Here is a 25,226-nt window from a genome sequence, read left to right as displayed (position 1 = left end):
GGCTGAGCGTGCGCTTAGGGGTGCTCAGGCCGTTTCGAACCGGACGACGACCGATTTGCTGGCCGGCGTGTTGCTGGTGTCCGCGGTGGCGTCGAGGGGGACGAGCACGTTGGTCTCCGGGTAGTACGCGGCGGCGCAGCCGCGGGCGGTGGGGTAGTGGACGACGCGGAAGCCGGGGGCGCGGCGTTCGACGCCGTCCTTCCATTCGCTGACGAGGTCGGTGTAGGCGCCGTCGGCGAGGCCGAGGGCCTGGGCGTCGTCGGGGTTGACCATGACGATGCGGCGGCCGCCCTTGATGCCCCGGTAGCGGTCGTCGAGGCCGTAGATCGTGGTGTTGTACTGGTCGTGGGAGCGCAGGGTCTGGAGCAGCAGCCTGCCTTCGGGGAGCTCGGGGTACTCGACGGGCGCGGCGGTGAAGTTGGCCTTGCCGGTGGTGGTGGGGAAGCGGCGTTCGTCGCGTGGGGCGTGGGGGAGGGTGAATCCGCCGGGGCGGGCCACGCGGGTGTTGAAGTCCTCGAAGCCGGGGACGACGCGGGAGATGCGGTCGCGGATCGTGCCGTAGTCCTTCTCGAAGTCCTCCCAGGGGGTGGTGGAGGCGGGGCCGAGGACGGCGCGGGCGAGGCGGGCGACGATCGCGGGTTCGGAGAGCAGGTGGGGGCTCGCGGGGGTGAGGTTGCCGCGTGAGGCGTGGACCATGCCCATGGAGTCCTCGACGGTGACGAACTGCTTCCCGCCGTCCTGGACGTCCTTGTCGGTGCGGCCGAGGGTGGGCAGGATCAGGGCGCGGGTGCCGGTGACGGCGTGCGAGCGGTTGAGTTTGGTCGAGACGTGGACGGTGAGGCGTGCGCGTCGCATGGCGGCTTCGGTGACGGCGGTGTCGGGGGTGGCGCCGACGAAGTTGCCGCCCATGGCGAAGAAGACCTTGGCGTCGCCGTCTCGGAGTGCCTGGATGGACCGTACGACGTCGTAGCCGTGGTGCCGGGGCGAGGTGATGCCGAATTCCTGGTCGAGGGCGTCGAGGAAGGCGGTGGAGGGCCGTTCGAAGATGCCCATGGTGCGGTCGCCCTGGACGTTGGAGTGGCCGCGTACGGGGCAGACGCCGGCGCCCGGCCTGCCGATGTTGCCGCGCAGGAGGAGGAGGTTGACGACTTCGCGGATGGTCGGCACGGAGTGCTTGTGCTGGGTGAGGCCCATGGCCCAGCAGACGATGGTGCGTTCCGACGCGAGGATCATGGCGAGCGCCTGTTCGATGGCGTCGCGGTCGAGGCCGGTGGCGGTGAGGGTGTCGTCCCAGTCGGCCGCGCGGGCTGCCTGGGCGAATTCCTCGTAGCCGTGGGTGTGTTCGGCGATGAAGGCGGTGTCGACGGCGCCGTCGGCCTCGATGATCATTTTGTTGAGGAGGCGGAAGAGTGCCTGGTCGCCGCCGATGCGGATCTGGAGGAAGAGGTCGGTGAGGGCGGCCCCCTTGAGCATGCCGTGGGCGGTCTGGGGGTTCTTGAACCGTTCGAGGCCGGCTTCGGGCAGCGGGTTCACGGAGATGATCTTCGCCCCGGCGTTCTTGGCCTGTTCGAGGGCGGAGAGCATCCGGGGGTGGTTGGTGCCGGGGTTCTGTCCGGCGACGATGATCAGGTCGGCGTGGTGGAGGTCCTCGAGGCTGACGCTGCCCTTGCCGATCCCGATGGTTTCGGTGAGGGCCGAGCCGGACGACTCGTGGCACATGTTGGAGCAGTCGGGCAGGTTGTTGGTGCCGAACTCGCGGGCGAAGAGCTGGAGGAGGAAGGCCGCCTCGTTGCTGGTGCGTCCGGAGGTGTAGAAGAGTGCCTCGTCGGGGGAGGAGAGCGCGGTCAGTTCCTCGGCGATGATCTCGAAGGCGCGTTCCCAGGTCACGGCTTCGTACCGGTCGGCGCCCTCGGGCAGATACACAGGTTGCGTGATGCGTCCCTGCTGGCCGAGCCAGTAGCCGCTGCGGGTGCCGAGGTCGGCGACGGGGTGGGCGGCGAAGAAGTCGGGGGTGACGCGGCGCAGGGTCGCTTCCTCGGCGACGGCCTTGGCGCCGTTCTCGCAGAATTCGGCGGTGTGGCGCTTGTCGCCCTCGGGCCAGGCGCAGCCGGGGCAGTCGAAGCCGTCCTTCTGGTTGACCTTGAGGAGGGTCTGCGCGGTGCGCCGGACGCCCATCTGCTGCTGGGCGACGCGCAGGGTGTGGGCGACGGCGGGCAGTCCGGCGGCGGCGTGCTGGACCGCGTCGATCCGCGGGGCGTCCTGGACCGGGTCACCGGTCGGGGGCTTGGTGGCCATGGTGCTCCCCTTCGAGCCTTCGGCCGCCTCGGGGTGCGGTGCGGGCGCGCGTGTCGCGTCCGGCCGGGCCCGTGGCGTCCTGTCTCTTCTTCTTACGCCTTGACAGTCCTTCGATCCTGTCATGCACGCGTGCCGGGCCGTTCCGCGGGAAGCGTGAGGGCGGGCAGGCCGCTCCGGAGGGTGTGGCAGCGGTGGCCGGGGCGGGGGCGGCGGCCGGTCCGGATTGTCAGTGGTCCGTGGCAGGATCGGGGGCGTGGCTGAGACGGCATCGAAGAAGACGGCAGACAACCGACCGCGCCTGCTCCTGATGGACGGGCACTCCCTGGCGTACAGGGCGTTCTTCGCCCTGCCCGCGGAGAATTTCACGACGGCGACGGGGCAGCCGACGAATGCCGTGTACGGCTTCATGTCGATGCTGGCGAACACGCTTCGTGACGAGGCGCCCACTCATTTCGCGGTCGCGTTCGACGTGTCCCGCAAGACGTGGCGTGCGCAGGAGTTCCCCGAGTACAAGGCGAACCGTTCGAAGACCCCTGACGAGTTCAAGGGGCAGGTCGAGCTGATCGGCGAGCTTCTGGACGCGATGCACGCGGACCGGTTCGCCGTGGACGGTTTCGAGGCCGACGACGTCATCGCGACGCTGGCCACGCAGGCCGAGGCGGCTGGTTACGAGGTGCTGATCGTCACAGGCGACCGGGACTCGTTCCAGCTGATCACGGAGAACGTGACGGTGCTCTACCCGACGAAGGGCGTCTCGGAGCTGACGCGCTTCACCCCGGAGAAGGTCCAGGAGAAGTACGGGCTCACGCCTTCGCAGTATCCGGACTTCGCGGCGCTGCGGGGCGACCCCTCGGACAACCTTCCGGGTATCCCCGGTGTGGGTGAGAAGACGGCGGCGAAGTGGATCAACCAGTTCGGTTCCTTCGCGGAGCTGATCGAGCGGGCCGACGAGGTCAAGGGCAAGGCCGGCCAGAATTTCCGGGACCACCTGGACGCGGTGAAGATGAACCGTGTGCTGACCGAGATGGTCCGCGACGTGGAGCTGCCGAAGGCCCCGGCCGAGCTGGAGCGCGCTCCGTACGACCGCACGGCGGTCACGGGTGTGCTGGACATCCTGGAGATCCGTAACCCGAGCCTGCGCGAGCGGCTGCTCGCCGTCGACCCGGGTGCGGAGGAGGCCGGTCCGCCGGAGCCCCTGGCCGGTATCGAGCTGGACGGCGCGGTCCTGGGGTCGGGCGAGGTCGCTCCGTGGCTGGAGGCCCACGGCGGTCAGCCGCTCGGTGTCATGACCGTCGACACCTGGTCGCTGGGGACGGGCACGGTCACGGAGATCGCGCTCGCCGCCGCCGACGGGGCCGCCGCCTGGCTGGACCCGGCCGAGCTCGACGAGGCCGACGAGCAGGCCCTCGCCGCCTGGCTCGCGGACCCGGAGCGGCCCAAGGTGCTGCACAACGCCAAGAACGCCCTGCGGGTCTTCCCCGAGCAGGGCTGGCGGCTGGAGGGCATCACCATGGACACCGCGCTCGCCGCCTATCTCGTCAAGCCCGGCCGCCGCTCCTTTGCCCTGGACGCCCTTGCCGTGGAGTACCTCGGCCGTGAGCTGGCCCCGGCCCCCGCGTCCGACGGGCAGCTGGCCTTCGGCGCGGACGACCGTGCGGAGGCCGACGCCCTGATGGCGCAGGCGCGCGCGGTGCTGGACCTGGGGGACGCGTTCACGACGCGTTTGAAGGAGGTCGGCGCCACCGGGCTGCTGCACGACATGGAGCTGCCGACATCGATCATGCTGGCCCGTCTGGAGCGGCACGGCATCGCCGCCGACCGGGCGCATCTGGAGGGCATGGAGCAGCAGTTCGCCGGTGCGGTGCAGCAGGCGGTGAAGGAGGCGCACGCCGCGGTGGGCCGTGAGTTCAACCTCGGCTCGCCCAAGCAGCTCCAGGAAGTGCTCTTCGGTGAGCTGGCCCTGCCGAAGACGAAGAAGACGAAGACGGGCTACACGACCGACGCGGACGCGCTGGCCTGGCTGGCCGCGCAGACCGAGCACGAGCTGCCGGTCATCATGCTGCGCCACCGGGAGCAGGCGAAGCTGCGGGTCACGGTCGAGGGCCTGATCAAGACGATCGGTGGGGACGGCCGTATCCACACCACGTTCAACCAGACGGTCGCGGCGACGGGCCGGCTCTCGTCCACCGACCCGAACCTGCAGAACATCCCCGTGCGTACGGACGAGGGGCGGGCGATCCGCCGGGGCTTCGTCGTCGGCGAGGGCTTCGAGACGCTGATGACGGCCGACTACAGCCAGATCGAGCTGCGGGTGATGGCCCACCTCTCGGAGGACGCCGGCCTGATCGAGGCGTTCACCTCCGGGGAGGACCTGCACACGACGGTCGCCTCGCAGGTGTTCGGCGTCGAGAAGTCGGCCGTCGACGCGGAGATGCGGCGCAAGATCAAGGCGATGTCGTACGGGCTGGCCTACGGACTCTCCGCGTTCGGCCTCTCCCAGCAGCTGAACATCGAGGCCGGCGAGGCGCGCGGGCTGATGGACACCTACTTCCTGCGGTTCGGCGGGGTGCGCGACTATCTGCACCGGGTCGTGGAGGAGGCCAGGTCCACCGGGTACACGGAGACGATCCTCGGCCGCCGCCGCTACCTCCCGGACCTGAACAGCGACAACCGGCAGCGGCGCGAGGCCGCCGAGCGGATGGCGCTCAACGCCCCGATCCAGGGGACGGCCGCCGACATCGTGAAGGTCGCGATGCTGCACGTGGACCGGGCGCTGAGGGAGGCGGAGCTGACGTCACGGATGCTGCTCCAGGTCCACGACGAAATCGTTTTGGAGATCGCGAAGGGCGAGCGGGAGCAGGTCGAGGAGATCCTCCGCCGGGAGATGTCCACGGCGGTCGAGCTCCGTGCGCCGCTGGACGTCTCGGTCGGCGTCGGCAAGGACTGGGAGACGGCCGCGCACTGAGGTCCCTTCCAGGAGCTGTGCTCAGCCGGCGTCCCGGCTGGCCGGGCGGCCCCGTGCGGCGTCCGCACGGGGCCCGGACGGTCTCCGCAGCAGCCGCACCCGTGCCCCGTACAGCAACAGGCCGGCGGCCAGGCCCGCCCCGGCGCCGAAGCACGCGGTCGGGATGATGTCGAGGGGCGTCTCGGCGCGCCCGAAGCAGGCGTACCGGCGGGCACACCGGTGGACGACGCCCAGCAGGACGCAGAGCACCAGGAGCGGCCCGGCCCACCTGCGTTCGGCCCGGCTCAGCACCGGCAAGGACGCCGGGGCCGGGACCGGCCCGGTGCGCCGCAGGCCCGTGTACGTGAACCACGCCAGGAGGGGCCCGCGGCCCGTGCCGGACCTGCGGATTCCCGGGAGCACGGCTGCGGCGTGGCTGAGCGTGAACGGCGTGGCGGCACGTATGCGTGAGCTCGTGTCACCCGCAGGGGCACCGAGGTGACTTGACGGCTGTGAAGCTGAGAAACCGGTAAGAACCGGGCGGGGACCAGTGTTCGGGCGGCGGGAGTTGTCGTAGGGTCGCCTGAGTTCTCGCGCGGGGAGCGCGGACAGCCGTCGACGGGGAGGAACCGACACGTATGGCAGCGCAATTCGGCCGCAGGCTGCGCAGGGGGGCCACCACCACCGCGGTGGCCGCCGCCGCCGTAGCAGCCCTCTCCGCCTCTCAGGCTCCCGCCGCACCGCACCCCGACAGTGCCGCGGACGACCGGACCGCGGCCGGCGCGACGCCGCCCGGCGACAGTGCGGCCACGGGCAACTCGCCCTACTACACGGACCTCCCGCCGCTCGATACGCCCAACAAGCCCGGTACGTCCGTGAATCTGCCGGTGACCGGCAGTGCCGAAGCGGGCATACCGGCCACCGTCCTGGCCGCGTACAAGAAGGCCGAGCAGGACCTCGCGAGCACCGACGCCGCGTGCCGCCTGCCGTGGCAGCTCCTCGCCGCGATCGGCAAGGTCGAGTCGGGCCAGGCCCGTGGCGGCAAGGTCGACGCGAACGGCACCACCTTCTCCCCGATCCTCGGCCCGGCCCTCAACGGCCAGGGCTTCGCGCTGATCAAGGACACCGACGGCGGGGCGTACGACGGGGACTCGACCCACGACCGCGCGGTCGGCCCGATGCAGTTCATCCCGTCGACCTGGGCGACCTGGGGCCAGGACGGGAACGGCGACGGGCGCAAGGACCCCGACAACGTCTACGACGCGGCGCTGGCCGCCGGCCGCTACCTCTGCGCCGGCACCCGCGACCTGTCGCTCGCCGCGGACCTCGACCGGGCGGTGCTGAGCTACAACCACTCCACCGAGTACCTGCGCACGGTGCGCTCCTGGTTCGACTACTACAAGCGCGGTACCCACGAGGTCCCGGACGGCACGGGCGTTCCTTCCGAGGACACGGACACGGGCACGTCCTTCCCGTCGCCCACGCCCACTCCGCCGGCCACCTCGTCACCGAGCACCCCGCCCGCGGCCACCGAGCCGCCCGCCACCACGCCGCCGGCCACGACGCCTCCGTCCACCGGGCCGACGACTCCGCCGACCACGCCCCCGCCCACCACCCCGGCGCCCGGAGCGACCTTCGGGAGCCTCGAGAACGCGGGCACCGGCGCCCTCACCGCCACGGCGGGTGACGCGTTCGCGGAGCGCGTCAAGGTCCGGGCGAGGAACAAGCTGGGCGCGCCGCTCGCCAGGACGTCGGTCACCTTCAGCGTCGTCGGCGACACGGACACCCGCTTCACCGGCGGGAAGCGCACGGTGACCCTGACCACCGGGGCCGACGGCACCGTCACCGCCCCCGTCCTGACGGCCGGGGAGAAGACGGGCCCCTTCAGGGTGACCGCCGTCGCCGGCGCCGCCACGCCGCGCACCGTCAGCTTCCTCGCGAGCGTCACGGCCCGGGTCGCGGACACCCTCGTCCGTACCGACGACAAGGTCCTGACGGCCGCCCCCGGCGCCGCGTTCGCCGAGCGGCTCGAGGTCAAGGCGGCGTACAAGGGCACGGGGGTGGCGGACACCTCCGTCACCGCCACGATGATCACCGATGCGGAGACGCCCACCGCGAACGGCAAGGGTCCGTACTTCAAGGACGCGCTCGGCCTCCCTGTCCGCATCCTGACCCTGAAGACCGGTGCCGACGGGCTCCTCGAACTCCCGGAGATCCACGCCGACGACACGGCGGGCACCTACAGGCTGCGGCTCACCACCGCGAGCGGTGCCACGCTCACCGTCGAGCTGAAGGTCGAGGCCCCCTCGGCCTGACCCGCACGGGACCAGGGCTTCCGGCTCCGGCCGGAAGCCCTGGCCCCGGCACCTCCGCTAGTCCCGGCGCAGCCGCGCCGACGTGAAGCGGGTGGCCTCCACCGTCGTCGGGTCCTCCGGCCATGGGTGCTTCGGGTAGCGGCCGCGCAGCTCCGCCCGTACGCCCCGGTACCCCTCCCGCCAGAACGACGCCAGGTCCGCCGTGACCGCCGCCGGCCGCCCGGCCGGGGACAGCAGATGGACCAGGACGGGCACGCCCGCCACCCGGGGTGTCTCGCTCAGCCCGAAGAGCTCCTGGAGCTTCACCGCGAGCACGGGCTGTTCCCCGCCGTACTCCACCCGGATCCGGGACCCGCTCGGCACCTCGATCCGCTCCGGGGCGAGCTCGTCGAGCCGGGCCGCCTCGCCCGTCGCCCACGGCAGCAGCCGCCGCACCGCCTGCCCGGCGTCGATCCGCGCCAGATCCGCGCGGCGGCCGGCGCGGGACAGCTCGGGCTCCAGCCACTCGTCGGCGCGGTCCAGCAGCGCGGCGTCCGACACGTCGGGCCACGGCGCCCCCAGTACCCGGTGCAGGAACGCGAGCCGCAGCCGCAGCTGCTCGCTGTCCCGGTTCCACCGCAGCAGCCCCGGGCCCTCCCGGCGCAGCCCCTCCAGCAGTGCCCCACGCACCAGCTCCGGGGCCGGCCTGCGCAGCGCGCGTACGGACAGCTCGACGGCCCCCAGGCGTTCCACGGAACGGGCCACCACGTCGCCGTCCGCCCACCGGACCTCCTCCCCGGAGAACCGCAGATGTCCCGCGGCCAGCCGTGCGGTGTCCTCGTCGACGACGGCCGCCAGCCGCACCCGGGCGGACGCGGCATGGGTGGGCCGGTCCGCGACCGCGACCGCGAGCCACGGCGCGCTGCGCAGCCGTGAACCGTCCCGCAGTTCCGCGCCCGTGCCCGACACCATCAGGAACGCCCCCTCGCCCCGGGCCCGCGCCACCCGCTCCGGGAACGCCAGCGCCGCCACCAGCCCCACGGCCGCGTCGTCCGGGCCGGTACCGGCGTCCGCCGAGGAGCCCAGGGACTGCGAGAGCCGCCGCACCTCCTGCCGCCAGCGCGCCGCGTAACCGTCCCCGCCGCGCCGTGCCGTACGCAGCGCGTGCGCCAGGTCGTCGCCGTACTCCCGCGGCGGCTCCTCGCCGATGAGCGCCACCACCTCCGCGGCGCGGCGCCCGCCGACCTCGTCCGCGCCGTCCAGGAGGGCGCGGGCCAGCCGGGGATGCAGGCCGAGCCGGGACATCCGTACGCCCCGGCTCGTCGCGCGCCCCGCTGCGTCCACGGCGCCGACCGCGGTCAGCACCTCCCGGGCCGCGCCCATGGCGCCCGCGGGCGGCGGGTCCAGCAGCGCGAGCCCCGAGGCGTCCGGATCGCCCCAGCAGGCCGCCTGCAGCGCGAACGCCGCGAGGTCGGCCACCTTGATCTCGGGGGAGGGGAACGCGGCCAGGCGCCCGTCCTCGGCCTCCTCCCAGCAGCGGTACACCGCGCCCGGAGCCTCGCGCCCCGCGCGGCCCGCACGCTGGCGTCCCGCCGCCCGCGACGCCCGTACGGTCGTCAGGGCGCCCAGCCCCCGCGCGTGGTCGGTACGCGGCTCCCTGGAGAGCCCGGAATCCACGACGACCCGCACCCCGGGCACCGTCAGGGACGACTCCGCCACGGACGTCGCCAGCACCACCCGGCGCCCACCCGACGGTCCCGCCAGTACCGCGTCCTGCACGGCCGCCGGGGCGCGCCCGTGCACCTGGAGCACCTCGGCGCCGACGCCCGCGAGCTGACCGGCCACCCGGCCGATCTCTCCGACACCGGGCAGGAAGCACAGGACGTCACCGTCGCGCTCGGCGAGCGCCCGGCGCACCACGGCGGCCACATGTGTCAGCAGCGCCGGATCCACCCTCATGCCGTGCGGCGGGCGTACCGGTCCGGCCGGCGGCGCCCACACCACCTCGACCGGATGGGACACCCCCTGCGCCTCGACCACCGGCGCGTCACCCAGCAGCCGCGCCCAGCCCGCCGCGTCCGTGGTCGCCGAGGCCGCCACCAGCCGCAGATCGGGCCTGATCGTCCCCCGTACGTCGAGGAGGAACGCCGCGGCCGTGTCCGCGTCCAGATGGCGCTCGTGGCACTCGTCGATGATCACCGCGTCGACGCCGGCCAGCTCCTGGTCGCGCTGCAGCCGCTGGAGCAGCACCCCGGTGGTCACGACCTCCACCACCGTGCCGCGCCCCACCACGCGCTCCCCGCGCACCGTGAAACCGACCCGTTCCCCGGGCCGCTCCCCGAGCAGCCACGCCATCCGCCGTGCCGCGGCCCGGGCGGCGATCCTGCGGGGCTCGGCGACGAGCACCCGGCGCGCCGGACCGCCGCCGGTCAGCCCGGCGAGGACCAGGGGCACGAGGGTCGTCTTGCCGGTCCCGGGCGGCGCGCACAGCACCGCGGCACCCCGCTCGTCGAGCGCGCGCTCCAGGGCGGGCACAGCGGTGCGTACGGGCAACTGGTCCAGGGCGTCGGTACGGATCACGCCCCCAGTCTCGTACGCCCGCCGTTCAGGCGGACCGGTGGTCCCTCACGAGGCCCGGTCGTCCCGCTCGCAGACGAAGATCGCGGTGCCGGGGATCAGGTTGCCGCGCAGCGGGGACCAGCCGCCCCACTCCTGGTGGTTCCAGGCCGGCCACTCCGGCTCCACGAGATCGATCAGGCGGAAGCCGCCCGCCACCACGTCCCGCACCCGGTCGCCCAGCGTCCTGTGATGCTCCACGTACACCGCGTCGCCGCTCCCGTCCTGCTCCACGTACGGCACGCGGTCGAAGTACGAGGCGGAGACGGAGAGGCCCTCGGGACCCGGCTCGTCCGGGAACGCCCAGCGGATCGGGTGCGTCACCGAGAAGACCCAGCGGCCCCCGGGCCGCAGCACCCGGTGCACCTCGCGGAACACCTGCACGGGGTCGGCGACGAAGGGCACCGCGCCGTAGGCGGAACAGGCCAGGTCGAAGGAGCCGTCGCGGAAGGGGAGCCGTCCGGCGTCGGCCTCCACGAGGGGGACGCCGCCGCCGATCCGCAGGGCGTGCTGGAGCTGGCGGTGGGAGAGGTCCAGGGCGACCGGGCGGGCGCCACGCGCGGCGAGCCAGCGCGAGCACTGGGCGGCGCCCGCCCCGATCTCCAGGACGTCCAGGCCCTTCAGGTCCCCCGCCGGGCCCAGCAGGGCCGCCTCCGCCTCGTCCAGCCCCTCGGGACCCCAGACGAAGCGGTCGTCCCCCAGGAACGCTCCGTGGTCGCTCTGGTACTCGTCGGCGTTCCGGTCCCACCAGCCGCGGCTCGCCCGGCTGCTCTCCGCCTCGCCGGCTTCCCGCCGGGTCGCCTCAGGTTCGGACTCGTAGATCTCTTGGCTCATCGTGCCCGTCGTTGTAGTTTGCCTTCACCCGCCTCGCGCGGGTGCCCCACGGGCCGTAGGGGGTGGGTGCGCCTGTGCGCGCACGACACGCCCTTGCGACCGATGTGGCCTCGGTGAACGTGAGTTGTGCCGGGATTGGGGTGTTGTGCCCCGGGTGTGCGCCTTCGCGCATTGACCCTGTCCGGCTGCCCCCGTATGCTACAAGTTGCGCTGCGAGCCTGCGCGCTTCAGACCTAGCAGGCCGCGCTCGCGTCTGTTGCATGTCCCCTCGGTTGTCGAGGCGCCTTCCGGTTGACGGATCGGCGCTTTCCAGGCTGTCCGGTCTTCTGCAGAGGCGATACGGGCTCTCGGCGTAGCAGTACCTACGACTCACTGTCCGTACCGGAGCCCTTTCCCACATGACGAGCAGCACCGAGACCACCGCCACCACTCCGCAGGTTGCGGTCAACGACATCGGCGACGCGGACGCGTTCCTCGCGGCGATCGACGAGACGATCAAGTACTTCAACGACGGCGACATCGTTGACGGTGTCATCGTCAAGGTTGACCGGGACGAGGTTCTCCTCGACATCGGTTACAAGACCGAAGGCGTCATCCCGAGCCGCGAGCTCTCGATCAAGCACGACGTCGACCCGAACGAGGTCGTCAAGGTCGGCGACGAGATCGAGGCCCTGGTTCTCCAGAAGGAGGACAAGGAAGGCCGCCTGATCCTCTCGAAGAAGCGCGCTCAGTACGAGCGTGCCTGGGGCACCATCGAGAAGATCAAGGAAGAAGACGGCATCGTCACCGGTACCGTCATCGAGGTCGTCAAGGGTGGTCTCATCCTCGACATCGGCCTCCGTGGCTTCCTCCCGGCGTCGCTCGTCGAGATGCGTCGTGTCCGCGACCTCCAGCCCTACGTGGGCAAGGAGCTCGAGGCCAAGATCATCGAGCTGGACAAGAACCGCAACAACGTGGTCCTGTCCCGCCGCGCCTGGCTCGAGCAGACGCAGTCCGAGGTTCGCCAGACGTTCCTCACGACCCTGCAGAAGGGTCAGGTCCGCTCCGGCGTCGTCTCCTCGATCGTCAACTTCGGTGCCTTCGTGGACCTGGGTGGCGTCGACGGTCTCGTGCACGTCTCCGAGCTGTCCTGGAAGCACATCGACCACCCCTCCGAGGTTGTCGAGGTCGGCCAGGAAGTCACCGTCGAGGTCCTCGACGTCGACATGGACCGCGAGCGCGTGTCGCTGTCGCTCAAGGCGACGCAGGAAGACCCGTGGCAGCAGTTCGCCCGTACGCACCAGATCGGGCAGGTCGTTCCCGGTAAGGTCACCAAGCTCGTTCCGTTCGGTGCGTTCGTGCGCGTCGACGAGGGCATCGAGGGCCTGGTCCACATCTCCGAGCTGGCCGAGCGCCACGTGGAGATCCCGGAGCAGGTCGTCCAGGTCAACGACGAGATCTTCGTCAAGGTCATCGACATCGACCTCGAGCGCCGTCGCATCAGCCTCTCGCTGAAGCAGGCCAACGAGGCGTTCGGCGGAGACCCGGCCTCGGTCGAGTTCGACCCGACGCTGTACGGCATGGCCGCGTCGTACGACGACCAGGGCAACTACATCTACCCCGAGGGCTTCGACCCCGAGACCAACGACTGGCTCGAGGGCTTCGAGGCGCAGCGCGAGGTCTGGGAGACGCAGTACGCCGAGGCGCAGCAGCGCTTCGAGCAGCACCAGGCCCAGGTCATCAAGTCCCGCGAGGCCGACGAGGCTGCCGCTGCCGAGGGCGCTGCCGCCCCGGCCGGCGCTGCCCCGGCTGCCTCCGGCGGCAGCGGTGGCGGCGGCTCGTACTCCTCGGAGTCCGCGGACAACTCCGGCGCCCTGGCGTCGGACGAGGCCCTGGCTGCCCTGCGCGAGAAGCTGGCCGGCGGCCAGAGCTGACGCTCTGACCCCAGCCGCTCATCGGCTGCAGTAGCTGTAGAGCTGTAGGTGAGGCCCGTCCCCTCCGGGGGGCGGGCCTCACTCGTGTCCGGACGCGGGCCTCAGGGCGTGACGGCGATGTTCGTCAGCCCCTTGCCGCCGGTGACCGTGTTGGAGGCGTACACGGTGGTGCGGCAGCTCGTGCTCGCATGGGTCACGTTGACGGCAAGCTGACCGCCGCCGGTGGCGCCGGTCAGGTCCGAGGCGTTGTCGCGGAAGACGGTGCCGCAGCCCCAGCCGCTCTGCTGGGTGTGCGTCTCGTAGCCGTTGTTCGTGGTGCGGACGCCCTTGTTGTTCTCGACCAGCACGTCGTTGCCCTTCACGTCGACCCAGGAGTCGTCGTAGTTGGCACCGGTCAGGCCGCTGCCGTCGAAGGTGTTCCCGATGATCTCCGCGCCGGTGGTGCCTTCCTTGATGTCTATGTTCTCGCCACCGACATCCGGGCCGATGGTGTTGCCGATGATCCGCGCGTTGTCGCTCCGGTCGGTGAGGTCGCCCGCCGAGCCCACGTACACGCCCTCACCCATGCCCCGGCCGTTCCGGCCCGTGTCGTGGATCCGGGAGTTCTTCAGGACGCCGTCACGGCTGGACGTGCGGAAGTGGACGCCCTCCATGTCGAGGCCGTGCACGGTCACCGAGTCGATGACGACGCCGTTCGCCGCGTCGGTCACGATGCCCTTCTGGCCGCCGGTGACGGTGACGCCGTACACCGTCCAGTACGACGCTCCGTCCAGGTGCAGCCCGTAGCCGCCGCCGGCCGTCAGGACCGCCGCCGGGGATCCGGTGAGGGTGATCCGCGCGGCGGAGGTGGCCGGGACGGTCGCCTTGAAGTTCCCGGTGTACGTGCCGTCGGCGAGCCGGATCGTGTCGCCCGGGGCCGCGGCGGCGAGTGCCGCCTTGAGCTGCGCCGCGGTGCTCACGTCGATGACCGCCGCCGCCCGCGCGGGGCCGGCCGCGGCGAGAGGCAGGGCGGCCGCGGCGAGTGCGGCGGTCAGCAGGGCGGGGAACAGTGTGCGGGTGCGCATGGGGGTGCCTTCCCGTCGAGGAGGTTCAGACGTTCTCGTACGTGAATATCGGGCGAGTCGCTGAATCTGCCCGTGACCGTAAGGGTGGCGCGTGGACATGTCAAGGTCTGGACCAATGCCCCTCCGCACCGGCGGGCGGAAGAAACGTGTGGGATACACGAATAGCTGACGGCCCGTAACGAGCGCTTGCCAGGATCCGCGCAACGTCCGGATCACCAGGGGAGCCAGGGAATGACACACACCTCGAACACCTCACGCGTCCCGCAGGACTCTCCCGTGGCGGCAGGCGCCAGCCGCCGAAGCTTTCTGCGCAACGTGGGCCTCACCGGCGGCGCCGGTGCCATGTTCGCCACGATGGGCGCTCTCGGACTCGCGCCCACCGCCGCCGCGGCGGGCCGTGAACCCGCCTTCCGGGCGCCGAGCCCGGGCGACTTCTCGCTGAACGGGAAGGCCGCCGCCAAGGTCGTGGTCGTCGGCGGAGGCATCGCCGGCCTCGCCGCGGCGTACGAGCTGGGCAAAGCCGGCTACGACTGCACGGTCCTGGAGGCCCGCGGCCGCACCGGCGGCCGCAACTTCACCGTCCGGGGCGGCGACACGACCACCGACACCTACGGCAACAGGCAGACCGCCCGTTTCAGCGACGGCCAGTACATGAACGCCGGGCCCGGCCGGATCCCGCAGTGGATGGTCACCCTCGACTACTGCCGGGAACTCGGTGTCCCCGTCGAGGTGTTCACCAACGAGAACGCCAACGCCTACCTCTTCAACGAGAAGGCCGGCATGAAGGCGCCGGTGCGCTACCGCACCGCCAAGGCCGACATGTACGGCTACGTCGCCGAGCTCCTCGCCAAGGCCGGCGACAAGGGCGCCCTCGACCGGCAGATCACCGCCGACGACCAGGAGCGGCTCCTGGAGTTCCTCAAGGACTTCGGCGACATCGGCGACACGCTCGACTACACCGGCAGCTCCCGGCGCGGCTACCGCGTCGACCCGGCCGCCGCCGGGACCCCGGGTGAGGAACTCGGCCCGGTGCCCACCGCGTCCGAGGTCTTCGCCAGCGGCGTCGGACGCTACTTCTCCTTCGAATTCGAGTACGACCAGGCGATGCTGATGTTCCAGCCGGTGGGAGGGATGGACCGGATACCCGCGGCGCTCACCCGGGCGGTGGGCGAGCGGCGTGTCCGGACCGGAGCGGCTGTCACCGGCATCACGGACACGGCGCACGGCGTCTCCGTCACCTACACCCAGGCGGGCCGCACCCGCCGCATCGAGGCGGACTACTGCATCGCCGCGCTCCCGCCCAACATCCTGGCCAAGACGTCCCACAACCTCGGTCCGGCCGTGCAGAGCGCCCTGGAGTCCTGCAAACCGTCCTCGGCCGGCAAGATCGGGCTGGAGTACAGGAGCCGCTGGTGGGAGAGCGACCACCGGATCTTCGGGGGCATCACCGAGACGGACATGGACCTCTCCCACATCTGGTACCCGTCCTACGGGCACCTCGGCGAACGCGGCACCATCATCGGCTACTACAACACCGGTGCGAACGCCGACGCCTACGCCGCCCTCGCGCCGCGCGAGAGGGAAGCGCGGGCGGTCGCCCAGGGCGTGAAGATCCACGGCGACAAGTACCGCACGGAGCTCGCCACGTCGTTCTCCCACCACTGGCGCCAGACGCCGTATCTCGAGGCCTCCTGGCACTCCCTGTCCGGCGGGCCCGACGCCCCCGCCTTCGCGCCGCTCAACAGCCCCGCCGGACATGTGTACTTCGCCGGTGACTACCTCAGCCACACCGACGCCTGGCAGCACGGAGCGTTCACCTCGGCACGGAAGGCGGTCACGGCGCTGCACAACCGGGTCCTCGCGTAACCGCGAGGGCAGGGGTGCGGGCGGGAATGCCGTGGCCGGGCGGGGTGTTCTTGTCGGGGAACACGAGGAGGAGCGGTAACCGTGCCTGATCCGCAGAGTTTGTACGAATGGGAGCCGAAGGGCCTGGCCGTCGTCGACATGGCGCTCGCCCAGGAGTCGGCCGGCCTGGTCATGCTCTACCACTTCGACGGCTACATCGACGCGGGCGAGACCGGCGAGCAGATCGTCGACGGCCTGCTCGAGACGCTGCCCCACCAGACCGTGGCCCGCTTCGACCACGACCGGCTCGTCGACTACCGGGCACGCCGCCCCCTGCTGACCTTCAGGCGTGACCGGTACACGGCGTTCGAGGCACCCACCCTGGACGTGAAGGTCGTCCAGGACGCCACGGGCGCCCCGTTCCTGCTGCTCTCCGGGCCGGAGCCCGATGTCGAGTGGGAGAGGTTCGCCGCCGCCGTGGAACAGATCGTGGAACGGCTCGGCGTGCGCCTCGCCGTCAGCTTCCACGGCATCCCCATGGGCGTCCCGCACACCCGCCCCGTCGGCCTCACCCCGCACGGCAACCGCACCGACCTGATGCCCGGACACCGCAGCCCCTTCGACGAGGCGCAGGTCCCCGGCTCCGTCGAGGCGCTCGTCGAGTACCGGCTGATGGAGGCCGGGCACGACGTCCTCGGCGTAGCGGCCCATGTGCCGCACTACGTCGCCCGGTCCGCCTACCCGGACGCCGCGCTCACCGCCCTGGAAGCGGTCACCGCGGCGACCGGGCTGGTCCTGCCGAGCGTCGCGCACACGCTGCGCACGGAGGCGCACCGCACCCAGACGGAGATCGACCGGCAGGTCGGCCAGGGTGACGAGGAACTCGTCACGCTCGTCGAAGGGCTGGAGCACCAGTACGACGCGATCGCGGGTTCCGAGACCCGGGGCAACCTCGTCGCGGAGCCGGCCGACCTGCCGTCGGCGGACGAGATCGGCCGCGAATTCGAACGCTTCCTCGCGGAACGTGAGGGTGATTCCTGAGGCGACCGCCGGCCGCTCCCCGGCCGGAGGCTAGGGTCGGCACATGCTGAAAGTGGGCCTGACCGGCGGAATCGGCGCCGGCAAGAGCGAAGTGTCACGGCTGCTCGCACGCTACGGAGCCGTACTGATCGACGCCGACCGGATCGCCCGCGAGGTCGTCGAGCCCGGCACCCCCGGGCTCACGGCCGTCGTCGAGGCCTTCGGTCCTGGAATCCTCGGCCCCGACGGAGCCCTGAACCGGTCGGCGCTCGGCTCGATCGTCTTCGCCGACCCCGCACGCCTGGCCACGCTCAACGCCATCGTCCACCCCCTCGTCGGGGCCCGCTCCACCGAGCTGGAACGGGCCGCCGGGCCCGGCGCGGTCGTCGTCCACGACGTCCCGCTGCTCACGGAGAACGGCCTCGCCCCGGTCTACGACCTCGTCGTGGTCGTCGACGCCGAGCCCGGCACCCAGCTCGACCGGCTCGTACGGCTGCGCGGCATGACGGAGTCCGACGCTCGCGCGCGCATGGCGGCGCAGGCCACGCGCGAGGAGCGGCTGGCCGTCGCCGACATCGTCGTGGACAACGACGGCCCCCTGGAGGATCTGGAACCCCAGGTCCGCAGGGTCTGGTCGGAGCTCACCACACGGGCCGCCAACGGCTGACCGGCGTACGGCGGAATACGCGCCCCCGGCCAGATGTTGAAGAGCGCCAGGCGAGGGGAAGGATACGGCCGTGCCCGAGAGCAACCCGGAAACGCATGTGATCGACTTTCGCGCGGCGGAGCAGCTGCTCGCGGCGCGTGACCCGCGGGGTGCGGTCAAGCTGCTCGACTCGGTGATAGCGGCCCACCCGGAGAACACGGCTGCCCGGCTGCTGCGCGCCCGGGCCTTCTTCGCCGCCGCCCAACTGCGCCCGGCCGAGCTGGAGTTCGAGCTGGTCCTGGAGCGGGAGCCGGACAACGCCTTCGCGCACTTCGCCCTGGCCCGCACCTTCCAGCGCGCCGGCCGGCCCGAGCAGGCCACCCGCCACTTCCGGCTGGCCGCCGCGCTCGACCCGAACCCGGAGTACCTGCGGGCGGCCCGCTTCGACGAACCTTCCTGACGGCGCCGGGCGGGGGCCCGGCCCGCCCCGGCGGGACTCAGCGGCCCTACCGGCCCCGCCCGCCCCGGTCAGGTTCGTACGGAGGGACGTCCCTGCCCGGCTGGTAGTGCGGGCCCTGCCGTATATGGCGGACGACGACGCAGAAGTCCGTGACCGCGACCACCAGCAGCACACCGCAGGCCGTCGCCCAGCCGACGCGTCCGGTCGCCACGAAGGCCACCAGGCCGAGCGTGGCCCAGATGATTCCCCAGAGACTCAGCCAGAGCCGCATCCGCAGAGGGCTCCGTGCGGTGGACGGTTCACTTCCGGTACGCATCTGCATCGCCTCCTCTCCAGGATGACCCCGCGGCGCGCCGGACGGAAGCCCGACGGCCGCCGTCCGCGGCGCGACAGGGAACGCCGCCCCGCGTCCGTACGTTCTGGCGGGTATGAGCGGACAACTGGTACGTGAGGGGCACACGGGGACGGGGCCAGGCGCGATCACACCGGACGGCTGCGCGGTCGAGCTGTACGCCCGCATGTCCGCCGGCAGCGAACCCGAGGTGATCGCCTCGGCGCTGAGCCCGGGAGCGAGCGTGCTCGAACTGGGATGCGGGGCGGGCCGGGTGACCCACCCCCTCGTCGCCCTGGGCTTCGACGTGACCGCGGTGGACGAGTCCGCGCAGATGCTGGAGCGCGTCCACGGAGCGCGCACGGTCCGGAGCCCCATCGAGACGCTGGACCTCGGCGAGGAACGGTTCGACGCCGTGGTACTCGGGTCGTTCCTGGTGCACACGAGCGATCACCGGGTCAGGGAAGGGCTCCTCGGGACCTGCCGCAGGTATGTGAAGGACGACGGCGTCGTGCTCATTCAGCGGGAAGGCGCCGACTACCACTCCGATGTGCCCAGGGAGAGGGAGGACCGGGCCGCGGGCTGCACCATCCGGATCCTCTCGTCGGACCCCGTCGGTGACGGGGTGGACGAGGTGCGCGTGGAGTACGTCTTCGAGGACGCCCGGTGGACCCAGACCTTCCGGTCGCGGGAGCTGTCCGTGGAGCGGTTCGAGGCGTATCTGGAGGAGGCCGGGCTCGTCGTCGGCCGCTACCTCACCCCGGACGGCATCTGGGTGCTGGCGCGGCCCCAGCAGCCCTGAGAGAAGGCGGATCGGGGGCCGTGGGGCGATCGGTTCCGGAGACCGGCGCGGTCCACCTCTCCGTAAGTGCGGCAGCGGCGCGATGTACGCGATCGGCGGTCTGGAGCCGGCGGGCGCGCCGGCCTGCTGATCCCGCTCCTCGGGTCGTCCTCAACGCCCGGGACCGTCGGGAGCGGACCCGGGGGCTGTTCGCGCTGCTCCGTGGGCAGGGGCGTGCCCGCGCCGGTCAGTGGACGAACCGGTAGCTGCGCCAGGGCAGGGCGCGCGCGGCGTTGGTGTCGGAGAACGTGGTGGCCACGTAGGCGGTCCCTCGGCCGGAGCAGTCGCGGGTGGTGTAGAGGACCATGTCGATCAGGGTCCGGTTGTCGACCTTGCCCGAACCGGCCGGGTCCATCGCGTGGCAGCCCTTCACCGAGGGGCTGTGCACGGTGACGACCTCGTCCTTCTCGGTGGTGTAGGAGACCGGCCCCACCGCCGTGCGCCCGAGGCCGGAACAACCCGTGGCGGCCAGGGCGAGCAGGGCCGCACCGGCGGCGATGCCGGTACGTCGGCGGAGAACGGTGGGGGGCGCGGTGACGGACATGGGCGGGTCCTCGTCTGCTCGTCCGGCTCATCGGTACGTCACAGAGACGTGCTGGCGCTGCCACCCTGCCCGGTCCCGGGTGCGCCGGCATCCGGTGCGCGGCCGGCCGGGGCCACTGGCACCCGGACGGGGGTTCGAAAGGGTGCGCATCGGGCATATCGTGTTAATAGGGCATGATGGGTGGGTGCGGTGACGCATCCCGGAGTCAGGGGGCCGTGATGGTCCAGGTTCTGTTGGTCGTATTGGTGGCCGTGCTCGCGGGCGGCCTGCTCTACAGCATGGCCGCGGCCCGGGTGGTCAAGCAGTACGAACGGGGCGTCGTGCTCCGGCTCGGCCGGCTCCACGACGCGGTGCGCCCTCCGGGCTTCACCATGATCGTCCCGGGGGTCGACCGGCTCCGTAAGGTGAACATGCAGATCGTGACGATGCCCGTGCCCGCCCAGGACGGGATCACTCGCGACAACGTCACGGTGCGGGTGGACGCGGTCATCTACTTCAAGGTCGTGGACGCGGCGAGCGCGGTGATCCAGGTGGAGGACTACCGGTTCGCGGTCTCCCAGATGGCGCAGACCTCCCTCCGTTCGATCATCGGTAAGAGCGACCTGGACGATCTGCTGTCCGACCGCGAGAAGCTGAACCAGGGCCTTGAGCTGATGATCGACAGCCCCGCGGTGGGCTGGGGTGTGCAGATCGACCGGGTCGAGATCAAGGACGTGTCGCTGCCGGAGACGATGAAGCGGTCCATGGCCCGGCAGGCAGAGGCCGACCGTGAGCGGCGCGCAAGGGTCATCAACGCCGACGCGGAACTGCAGGCGTCGAAGAAGCTCGCCCAGGCGGCGCAGCAGATGTCGACCCAGCCGGCGGCTCTGCAACTGCGGCTGCTGCAGACGGTGGTCGCGGTCGCCGCCGAGAAGAACTCCACGCTGGTCCTGCCCTTCCCGGTGGAGCTCCTCCGCTTCCTGGAACGCGCACAGCAGGGCCAGGAACCGAAGCCGCCCGTGGGCGCCGGGAAGACGGCCCCGGAGCAGCCCGCGGACGCGCCCGCCGCGGACACGCCCGCCGCGGACACGCCCACCGCGGACGCGCCCGCCGTGGATCCCTCGGTCACCTCGGTCACGGAGCAGACGTTCACGGACCGGCCGCTCCCGGACGCCCCTCTCCCGGACACGGGCCCGGAGCCGGACGGGGTGCTGGACGGGGTGCCGGAGTTCGACCCGGAGGCGCTCCCGGAGCTCGATCCGGAGGAGCCGTCCGACCGCTCCCGGACCAGGCCCTTCACCCGTCACTGACACGGTTGTCCGCCCGCCCCACCTGTGGAAACACGGCCGGGGCGGGCGCTGTCACACCCCCCGCCTAGACTCGCGAAGACAGGAGAAATGCGAGCGGAGCGAGGCAGGAGGGGACGGTGGACATGACGCGGCAGGAGCAGGACGTCACGGTCGACCGGCTGCTGCGGTGCGCGGCGGTCTTCCTGCCGGCAGAGCTGCCCCGCGACGGCCGGATCGCCTTCTGGGACCCCGAAGGAGCCGTCGGCCTCCCGGGCCCCGACGCGGTGCTGCCCGCCGCCGGGCCCGCGTGGAGCGTCACCGAGCTCACGGTCGTCGGCCGGCACAGCACGGACGGAGCCCGCACCCGCACCGTGCCTGCCGTCGCGCTTCCCGTCGGGGACGCGGTGTCCCTGCTCGCGCGCGCCAGGCACCGCGCAGCGGCCCACCCGGCCGCCCGCGCGTGGGGAGCGGCGGCCCTGCACGCCCTCACCCTCGTGGCGCGCGGCAGGCTCCTGCCCGGCCTGACCGCAGACGGCCATGACGCCTGGCGGGCAGGACCGCGCGACGCGGAGGACATCGCCCACCTCAGGGCCGTCGCCGCCTCGATGCCGCCCGAGGGCCACGCCGTCCCGCTGGACGGCATGCCCCTGCGCGTCCCCGAACCCCGTGCACTGATCGGCGCCTTCCTCGACGCCGTCGCCGACACCCTGCCCCGGACACCCGCCGCCGCCCATGCCATGGGAGCGCCGTTCGCCGCCCCCGGAGGGCAGCACCTGCCGGACGCCCGCGCCTGGGCCGTCGAGGTGGCCGCCGGCCTCGACGCGGGGGTGCGCATCTCACTCCGGCTCGACCTCTCGGCGTACGACCTCTTCGACTCCTCCGGGGAGGACGCCGGGGACGAGGAGACGTCCCGCACACCGGCCGCCACGCGCCATGCCGCCGCCGCCATCACCCAGGTGCACAGCCTGGCCGATCCGACGTACGTCACCGACGCGGCCACACTGTGGAGCGGCGGGGCCGGGGAGCCCTTCGGGCCGCGGGCCCGGATCGACGCCGTGCTCGCGCTGCGCCGCGCCGCCCGCGTCTGGCCGCCGCTGGAGAGGCTGCTGGACCAGCCCGTCCCGGACGTCCTCGCCGTCACCGAGGACGAGCTCCACGAGCTGATCGGCGCGGCCGGAGCACGGCTCGCGGCGGCGGGGGTGGCGCTCCACTGGCCCCGGGAGCTCGCCCGCTCGCTCACGGCGGCGGCCGTCGTCCGCCCGGCGCCCGGGTCCGCCACCGACGGCACCTCCTTCTTCGACGCCGAGCAGCTCTTCGCCTTCAACTGGCAGCTCTCCCTGGGCGACGACCGGCTCACCGAGGCCGAGATGGACACCCTGGCCGAGGCGCACCGGCCGGTGGTGCGGCTGCGCGACCAATGGGTCGTCGTGGATCCCGCGCTCGTCCGCAAGGCACGTAAGCGGGAGCTCGGTCTCCTGGACCCGGTGGACGCGCTCGCCGTCGCCCTCACGGGCAGCGCCGAGGTCGACGGCCAACAGGTCGAGGCCGTGCCCGCCGGCGCCCTCGCCGCGCTCCGCGCGCGCATCCTGGACGAGGACGCCACCCTTCCGGCGCCGCCCGGTCTCGACGCCACCCTCCGCGACTACCAACTCCGCGGCCTGGCCTGGCTGGACCGCATGACCTCGCTCGGCTTGGGCGGCTGTCTCGCGGACGACATGGGCCTCGGCAAGACGATCACCGTCATCGCCCTCCATCTGCACCGCGCGCATGCCGCCCCCACGCTGGTGGTCTGTCCCGCCTCCCTCCTCGGCAACTGGCACCGCGAGATCAACCGCTTCGCACCCGGCGTCCCCGTGCGCCGTTTCCACGGCACCGACCGCACCCTCGGCGGCTCCGACGGCGGCTTCGTCCTCACGACGTACGGCACGATGCGCTCCAGCGCGGAGCAGCTCGCCGCGCACACCTGGGGGCTGGTCGTCGCCGACGAGGCGCAGCACGTGAAGAATCCTCACTCCTCGACCGCCAGGGCACTGCGCACCATCCCCGCCCCGGCCCGCGTCGCCCTGACCGGCACCCCTGTCGAGAACAACCTCTCCGAGCTGTGGGCCCTGCTCGACTGGACCACCCCGGGCCTGCTCGGCCCGCTCAAGGCGTTCCGCTCCCGGCACGCCAGGATCGTCGAGAACACCGGCACCGCCGCCGGCCTGGGCAACGAGGAGGCCGTCGAGCGGCTCTCGCGGCTGGTCCGGCCCTTCCTGCTGCGCCGCAAGAAGTCCGACCCGGGCATCGCGCCCGAGCTTCCGCCCAAGACCGAGACCGACCACCCGGTCTTCCTCACCCGGGAACAGGCCACGCTCTACGAGGCGGCCGTCCGCGAGACGATGGCGTTCATCGAGCAGTCGGAGGGCATCGCCCGCCGCGGCCTGATCATGAAGCTCCTGGGCTCGCTCAAGCAGATCTGCAACCACCCCGCGCAGTATCTGAAGGAGGAGCCGACCCGGCTCACAGGGCGTTCCGGCAAGCTCGCCCTGCTCGACGAGCTCCTCGACACCATCCTCTCGGAGGACGGCTCCGTCCTGATCTTCACCCAGTACGTGTCGATGGCCAGGCTCCTCGCCGCCCACCTCGCCTCCCGCGCGATCCCCTCCCAGCTGCTGCACGGCGGCACGCCGGTGCCCGAGCGGGAGCGGATGGTGGACAGCTTCCAGTCCGGCGAGATCCCCGTCTTCCTGCTCTCCCTGAAGGCGGCGGGCACCGGACTCAATCTCACCCGGGCCGCCCACGTCATCCACTACGACCGGTGGTGGAACCCGGCGGTCGAGGAGCAGGCCACCGACCGTGCGTACCGCATCGGCCAGACCCAGCCCGTGCAGGTGCACCGGCTGATCGCCGAGGGCACCGTCGAGGACCGGATCAGCGAGCTGCTCCGGTCCAAGCGGGCCATCGCCGACGCGGTGCTCGGTTCCGGCGAGGCCGCCCTGACCGAGCTCAGCGACCGTGACCTGGCCGACCTCGTCTCGCTCCGGAGGACGTCATGAGTCCCGGTGGGAGCCCCGCGGCCCGCCCGGGCCCCGACGATCTGCGGCGCACCTTCGAGGCGGTGCCCGCCCGCACCTCCGAGGGGCCCTTCGCGGACAGCTGGTGGGGCCGCGCCTGGGTGGACGCCCTGCAGTCCCTGTCGATGGACGAGGGCCGTCTCGCCCGCGGCCGTACGTACGCCGACGGAGGCCATGTCGCCGCGGTCACCGTCACCCCGGGCCGGGTCATCGCCTACGTCCACGGCAGCCGCCCCCGCCCCTACCGCGCGGAGCTCCGCCTGCGTACGTTCTCGGCGTCCGACTGGGACACCTTCCTGGACGCCGTCGCGGCCAGGCCCGGGCATCTGTCCGCGCTCCTGGACAAGGAGATGCCGCACTCCCTGGTCGACACGGCGGGCGAGACCGGTATCCGGCTGCTGCCCGCCGCCGGTGATCTGGACCCGGACTGCTCCTGCCCTGACCGCGGCTGGCCCTGCAAGCACGTGGCGGCGCTCTGCTTCCAGACGGCACGGCTGCTGGACAGCGACCCGTTCGTCCTCCTGCTGATGCGCGGCCGGGGAGAGCGCGAGCTCCTCGAAGAGCTGGGCCGACGCAACGCCGAGCACTCCGCGCGCGAACGTCCCGAGACCCCCGCCATGCCCTCGATCGCGGCTCATGAAGCCCTCGCCGACCGCTTTCTGCCGCCGCTCCCCGCACCCCTGCCCGTGCCGCCGTACCCGGGAGAGCCGCCGTCCTACCCGGAGCTGCCCGGCGCGCGTGACCCGCTCGGCCTCGACCACCTCGCCACGGACGCGGCGGCCCGCGCCCATACGATGCTCACCACCGGGGAGGACCCGCTCGCCGGGCTCAGCACCTGGCAGGACGCCGTCCGGATCGCCGCGTCCCGCCCCACTGCCGGGCTCACCGCCACGACCCGGGCCCTCTATCGCGAGCTGGCCTTCGCCACCGGCCGCAGCACGACGGACCTGGCCCGGGCCGTCGCCGCGTGGCGGCAGGGCGGCGCGGAGGGGCTGGAGGTGCTGGAAACCCCGTGGGACCCGCCGGCCGGCCCGTTCGACCGGGCACGGCCCGCCCTCGCCGCGGCCGACCACCCGCGCTTCCAGCCCTGGCGCAACCACCTGACCAACGCCGGCGGCACCCTCCAGCTGCGCTTCGGCCACGACAGCCGCTGGTACGGCTACGAATCCGAGCCGGGCGAGGACGACTGGTGGCCCCGTGCGGCGCCGGACCCCGACCCGGTCGCCGCCCTCACGGCCCTGCGGGGCTGAGGCCC

The 25,226-nt window shown here is 72.3% G+C and carries 17 protein-coding genes and 1 pseudogene; 11 read left to right on the top strand and 7 right to left on the bottom strand.

Annotation, left to right across the window (positions count from 1 at the left end):
* Positions 1–24 precede the first annotated feature (24 nt).
* Complete coding sequence (locus ACIBCU_RS01125) at positions 25–2,295, bottom strand: FdhF/YdeP family oxidoreductase (RefSeq protein ID WP_399228380.1); 2,271 nt, start codon at positions 2,293–2,295, stop codon at positions 25–27.
* A 253-nt stretch (positions 2,296–2,548) separates the two neighbouring features.
* Between ACIBCU_RS01125 and polA the strand changes: the two genes are divergently transcribed.
* Positions 2,549–5,260, top strand: a complete 2,712-nt coding sequence (polA, locus tag ACIBCU_RS01120; protein ID WP_399228378.1) for a DNA polymerase I — start codon at positions 2,549–2,551, stop codon at positions 5,258–5,260.
* Between the two features lie 21 nt (positions 5,261–5,281).
* Here the strand turns inward: polA and ACIBCU_RS01115 are convergent.
* Positions 5,282–5,620 (bottom strand): annotated as a pseudogene (locus ACIBCU_RS01115) (DUF4184 domain-containing protein); the annotation flags it as partial.
* A gap of 257 nt (positions 5,621–5,877) precedes the next feature.
* Between ACIBCU_RS01115 and ACIBCU_RS01110 the strand changes: the two are divergent.
* On the top strand, positions 5,878–7,554 hold the full coding sequence (locus ACIBCU_RS01110; RefSeq protein ID WP_399228376.1) for a lytic transglycosylase domain-containing protein: 1,677 nt from the start codon (positions 5,878–5,880) through the stop codon (positions 7,552–7,554).
* A gap of 57 nt (positions 7,555–7,611) precedes the next feature.
* On the opposite strand, the gene hrpB is transcribed toward ACIBCU_RS01110, so the two are convergent.
* Both hrpB and ACIBCU_RS01100 read right to left on the bottom strand, forming a co-directional pair.
* A complete protein-coding gene (gene hrpB, locus ACIBCU_RS01105) occupies positions 7,612–10,113 on the bottom strand; it encodes an ATP-dependent helicase HrpB (RefSeq protein ID WP_399228374.1) in 2,502 nt (833 codons plus the stop codon).
* A 45-nt stretch (positions 10,114–10,158) separates the two neighbouring features.
* Positions 10,159–10,983, bottom strand: a complete 825-nt coding sequence (locus ACIBCU_RS01100; protein WP_399228372.1) for a class I SAM-dependent methyltransferase — start codon at positions 10,981–10,983, stop codon at positions 10,159–10,161.
* A 398-nt stretch (positions 10,984–11,381) separates the two neighbouring features.
* Between ACIBCU_RS01100 and rpsA the strand changes: the two genes are divergently transcribed.
* Positions 11,382–12,896: a 30S ribosomal protein S1 gene (gene rpsA / locus ACIBCU_RS01095; RefSeq protein ID WP_104789902.1), complete on the top strand. Its 1,515-nt coding sequence runs from the start codon at positions 11,382–11,384 to the stop codon at positions 12,894–12,896.
* Between the two features lie 101 nt (positions 12,897–12,997).
* Here rpsA and ACIBCU_RS01090 read toward each other — a convergent pair whose 3' ends face one another.
* Positions 12,998–13,960 carry a right-handed parallel beta-helix repeat-containing protein gene (locus ACIBCU_RS01090; RefSeq protein ID WP_399228369.1) on the bottom strand — a complete coding sequence of 321 codons (963 nt, stop codon included), beginning with the start codon at positions 13,958–13,960 and terminating at the stop codon, positions 12,998–13,000.
* Between the two features lie 342 nt (positions 13,961–14,302).
* On the opposite strand from ACIBCU_RS01090, the gene ACIBCU_RS01085 reads away from it, so the two are divergent.
* The 4 genes from ACIBCU_RS01085 (at position 14,303) to ACIBCU_RS01070 (ending at position 17,931) form a co-directional block, all read left to right on the top strand.
* The gene (locus ACIBCU_RS01085; RefSeq protein WP_399229712.1) at positions 14,303–15,826 is read left to right on the top strand and encodes a flavin monoamine oxidase family protein; all 1,524 of its coding nucleotides are present in this window, start codon (positions 14,303–14,305) and stop codon (positions 15,824–15,826) included.
* An 81-nt stretch (positions 15,827–15,907) separates the two neighbouring features.
* The gene (locus tag ACIBCU_RS01080; RefSeq protein ID WP_362938780.1) at positions 15,908–16,846 is read left to right on the top strand and encodes a PAC2 family protein; all 939 of its coding nucleotides are present in this window, start codon (positions 15,908–15,910) and stop codon (positions 16,844–16,846) included.
* Between the two features lie 43 nt (positions 16,847–16,889).
* Positions 16,890–17,492 (top strand): dephospho-CoA kinase, encoded by a 603-nt coding sequence (gene coaE / locus ACIBCU_RS01075; RefSeq protein ID WP_362938783.1) that lies wholly within the window; start codon positions 16,890–16,892, stop codon positions 17,490–17,492.
* A 70-nt stretch (positions 17,493–17,562) separates the two neighbouring features.
* The gene (locus ACIBCU_RS01070; RefSeq protein WP_362938786.1) at positions 17,563–17,931 is read left to right on the top strand and encodes a tetratricopeptide repeat protein; all 369 of its coding nucleotides are present in this window, start codon (positions 17,563–17,565) and stop codon (positions 17,929–17,931) included.
* 46 nt (positions 17,932–17,977) lie between these two features.
* Here the strand turns inward: ACIBCU_RS01070 and ACIBCU_RS01065 are convergent, their stop codons facing one another.
* Complete coding sequence (locus ACIBCU_RS01065; protein WP_399228366.1) at positions 17,978–18,202, bottom strand: DUF6343 family protein; 225 nt, start codon at positions 18,200–18,202, stop codon at positions 17,978–17,980.
* Between the two features lie 157 nt (positions 18,203–18,359).
* Here ACIBCU_RS01065 and ACIBCU_RS01060 point away from each other — a divergent pair, with 157 nt between their 5' ends.
* Positions 18,360–19,064 (top strand): class I SAM-dependent methyltransferase, encoded by a 705-nt coding sequence (locus ACIBCU_RS01060; protein WP_362938792.1) that lies wholly within the window; start codon positions 18,360–18,362, stop codon positions 19,062–19,064.
* A 226-nt stretch (positions 19,065–19,290) separates the two neighbouring features.
* On the opposite strand, the gene ACIBCU_RS01055 is transcribed toward ACIBCU_RS01060, so the two are convergent.
* Complete coding sequence (locus ACIBCU_RS01055; protein WP_362938795.1) at positions 19,291–19,647, bottom strand: hypothetical protein; 357 nt, start codon at positions 19,645–19,647, stop codon at positions 19,291–19,293.
* 218 nt (positions 19,648–19,865) lie between these two features.
* On the opposite strand from ACIBCU_RS01055, the gene ACIBCU_RS01050 reads away from it, so the two are divergent.
* The 3 genes from ACIBCU_RS01050 to ACIBCU_RS01040 all read left to right on the top strand — a co-directional run bounded on the left by ACIBCU_RS01050 (position 19,866) and on the right by ACIBCU_RS01040 (position 25,221).
* A complete protein-coding gene (locus tag ACIBCU_RS01050) occupies positions 19,866–20,936 on the top strand; it encodes a slipin family protein (protein ID WP_399228362.1) in 1,071 nt (356 codons plus the stop codon).
* Positions 20,937–21,058: 122 nt separating this feature from the next.
* A complete protein-coding gene (locus ACIBCU_RS01045; protein ID WP_399228360.1) occupies positions 21,059–23,953 on the top strand; it encodes a DEAD/DEAH box helicase in 2,895 nt (964 codons plus the stop codon).
* Complete coding sequence (locus ACIBCU_RS01040) at positions 23,950–25,221, top strand: SWIM zinc finger family protein (protein ID WP_399228358.1); 1,272 nt, start codon at positions 23,950–23,952, stop codon at positions 25,219–25,221. Before ACIBCU_RS01045 ends, ACIBCU_RS01040 begins: the two co-directional genes overlap by 4 nt.
* Positions 25,222–25,226: the final 5 nt, after the last annotated feature.

This window comes from Streptomyces sp. NPDC051064, from assembly GCF_044455985.1.
In the GTDB taxonomy this organism is placed as follows: Bacteria; Actinomycetota; Actinomycetes; order Streptomycetales; family Streptomycetaceae; genus Streptomyces.
This window is presented reverse-complemented; position numbering and strand designations above follow the sequence as displayed.

Bases quoted from the DNA above. Each gene is read 5' to 3' on its own strand.
- ACIBCU_RS01125 (WP_399228380.1), bottom strand. From the start codon at position 2,295: ATGGCCACCAAGCCCCCGACCGGTGACCCGGTCCAGGACGCCCCGCGG.
- ACIBCU_RS01110 (WP_399228376.1), top strand. From the start codon at position 5,878: ATGGCAGCGCAATTCGGCCGCAGGCTGCGCAGGGGGGCCACCACCACC.
- ACIBCU_RS01100 (WP_399228372.1), bottom strand. From the start codon at position 10,983: ATGAGCCAAGAGATCTACGAGTCCGAACCTGAGGCGACCCGGCGGGAA.
- rpsA (WP_104789902.1), top strand. From the start codon at position 11,382: ATGACGAGCAGCACCGAGACCACCGCCACCACTCCGCAGGTTGCGGTC.
- ACIBCU_RS01090 (WP_399228369.1), bottom strand. From the start codon at position 13,960: ATGCGCACCCGCACACTGTTCCCCGCCCTGCTGACCGCCGCACTCGCC.
- ACIBCU_RS01085 (WP_399229712.1), top strand. From the start codon at position 14,303: ATGTTCGCCACGATGGGCGCTCTCGGACTCGCGCCCACCGCCGCCGCG.
- coaE (WP_362938783.1), top strand. From the start codon at position 16,890: ATGCTGAAAGTGGGCCTGACCGGCGGAATCGGCGCCGGCAAGAGCGAA.
- ACIBCU_RS01065 (WP_399228366.1), bottom strand. From the start codon at position 18,202: ATGCGGCTCTGGCTGAGTCTCTGGGGAATCATCTGGGCCACGCTCGGC.
- ACIBCU_RS01060 (WP_362938792.1), top strand. From the start codon at position 18,360: ATGAGCGGACAACTGGTACGTGAGGGGCACACGGGGACGGGGCCAGGC.
- ACIBCU_RS01055 (WP_362938795.1), bottom strand. From the start codon at position 19,647: ATGTCCGTCACCGCGCCCCCCACCGTTCTCCGCCGACGTACCGGCATC.
- ACIBCU_RS01050 (WP_399228362.1), top strand. From the start codon at position 19,866: ATGGTCCAGGTTCTGTTGGTCGTATTGGTGGCCGTGCTCGCGGGCGGC.
- ACIBCU_RS01045 (WP_399228360.1), top strand. From the start codon at position 21,059: ATGACGCGGCAGGAGCAGGACGTCACGGTCGACCGGCTGCTGCGGTGC.
- ACIBCU_RS01040 (WP_399228358.1), top strand. From the start codon at position 23,950: ATGAGTCCCGGTGGGAGCCCCGCGGCCCGCCCGGGCCCCGACGATCTG.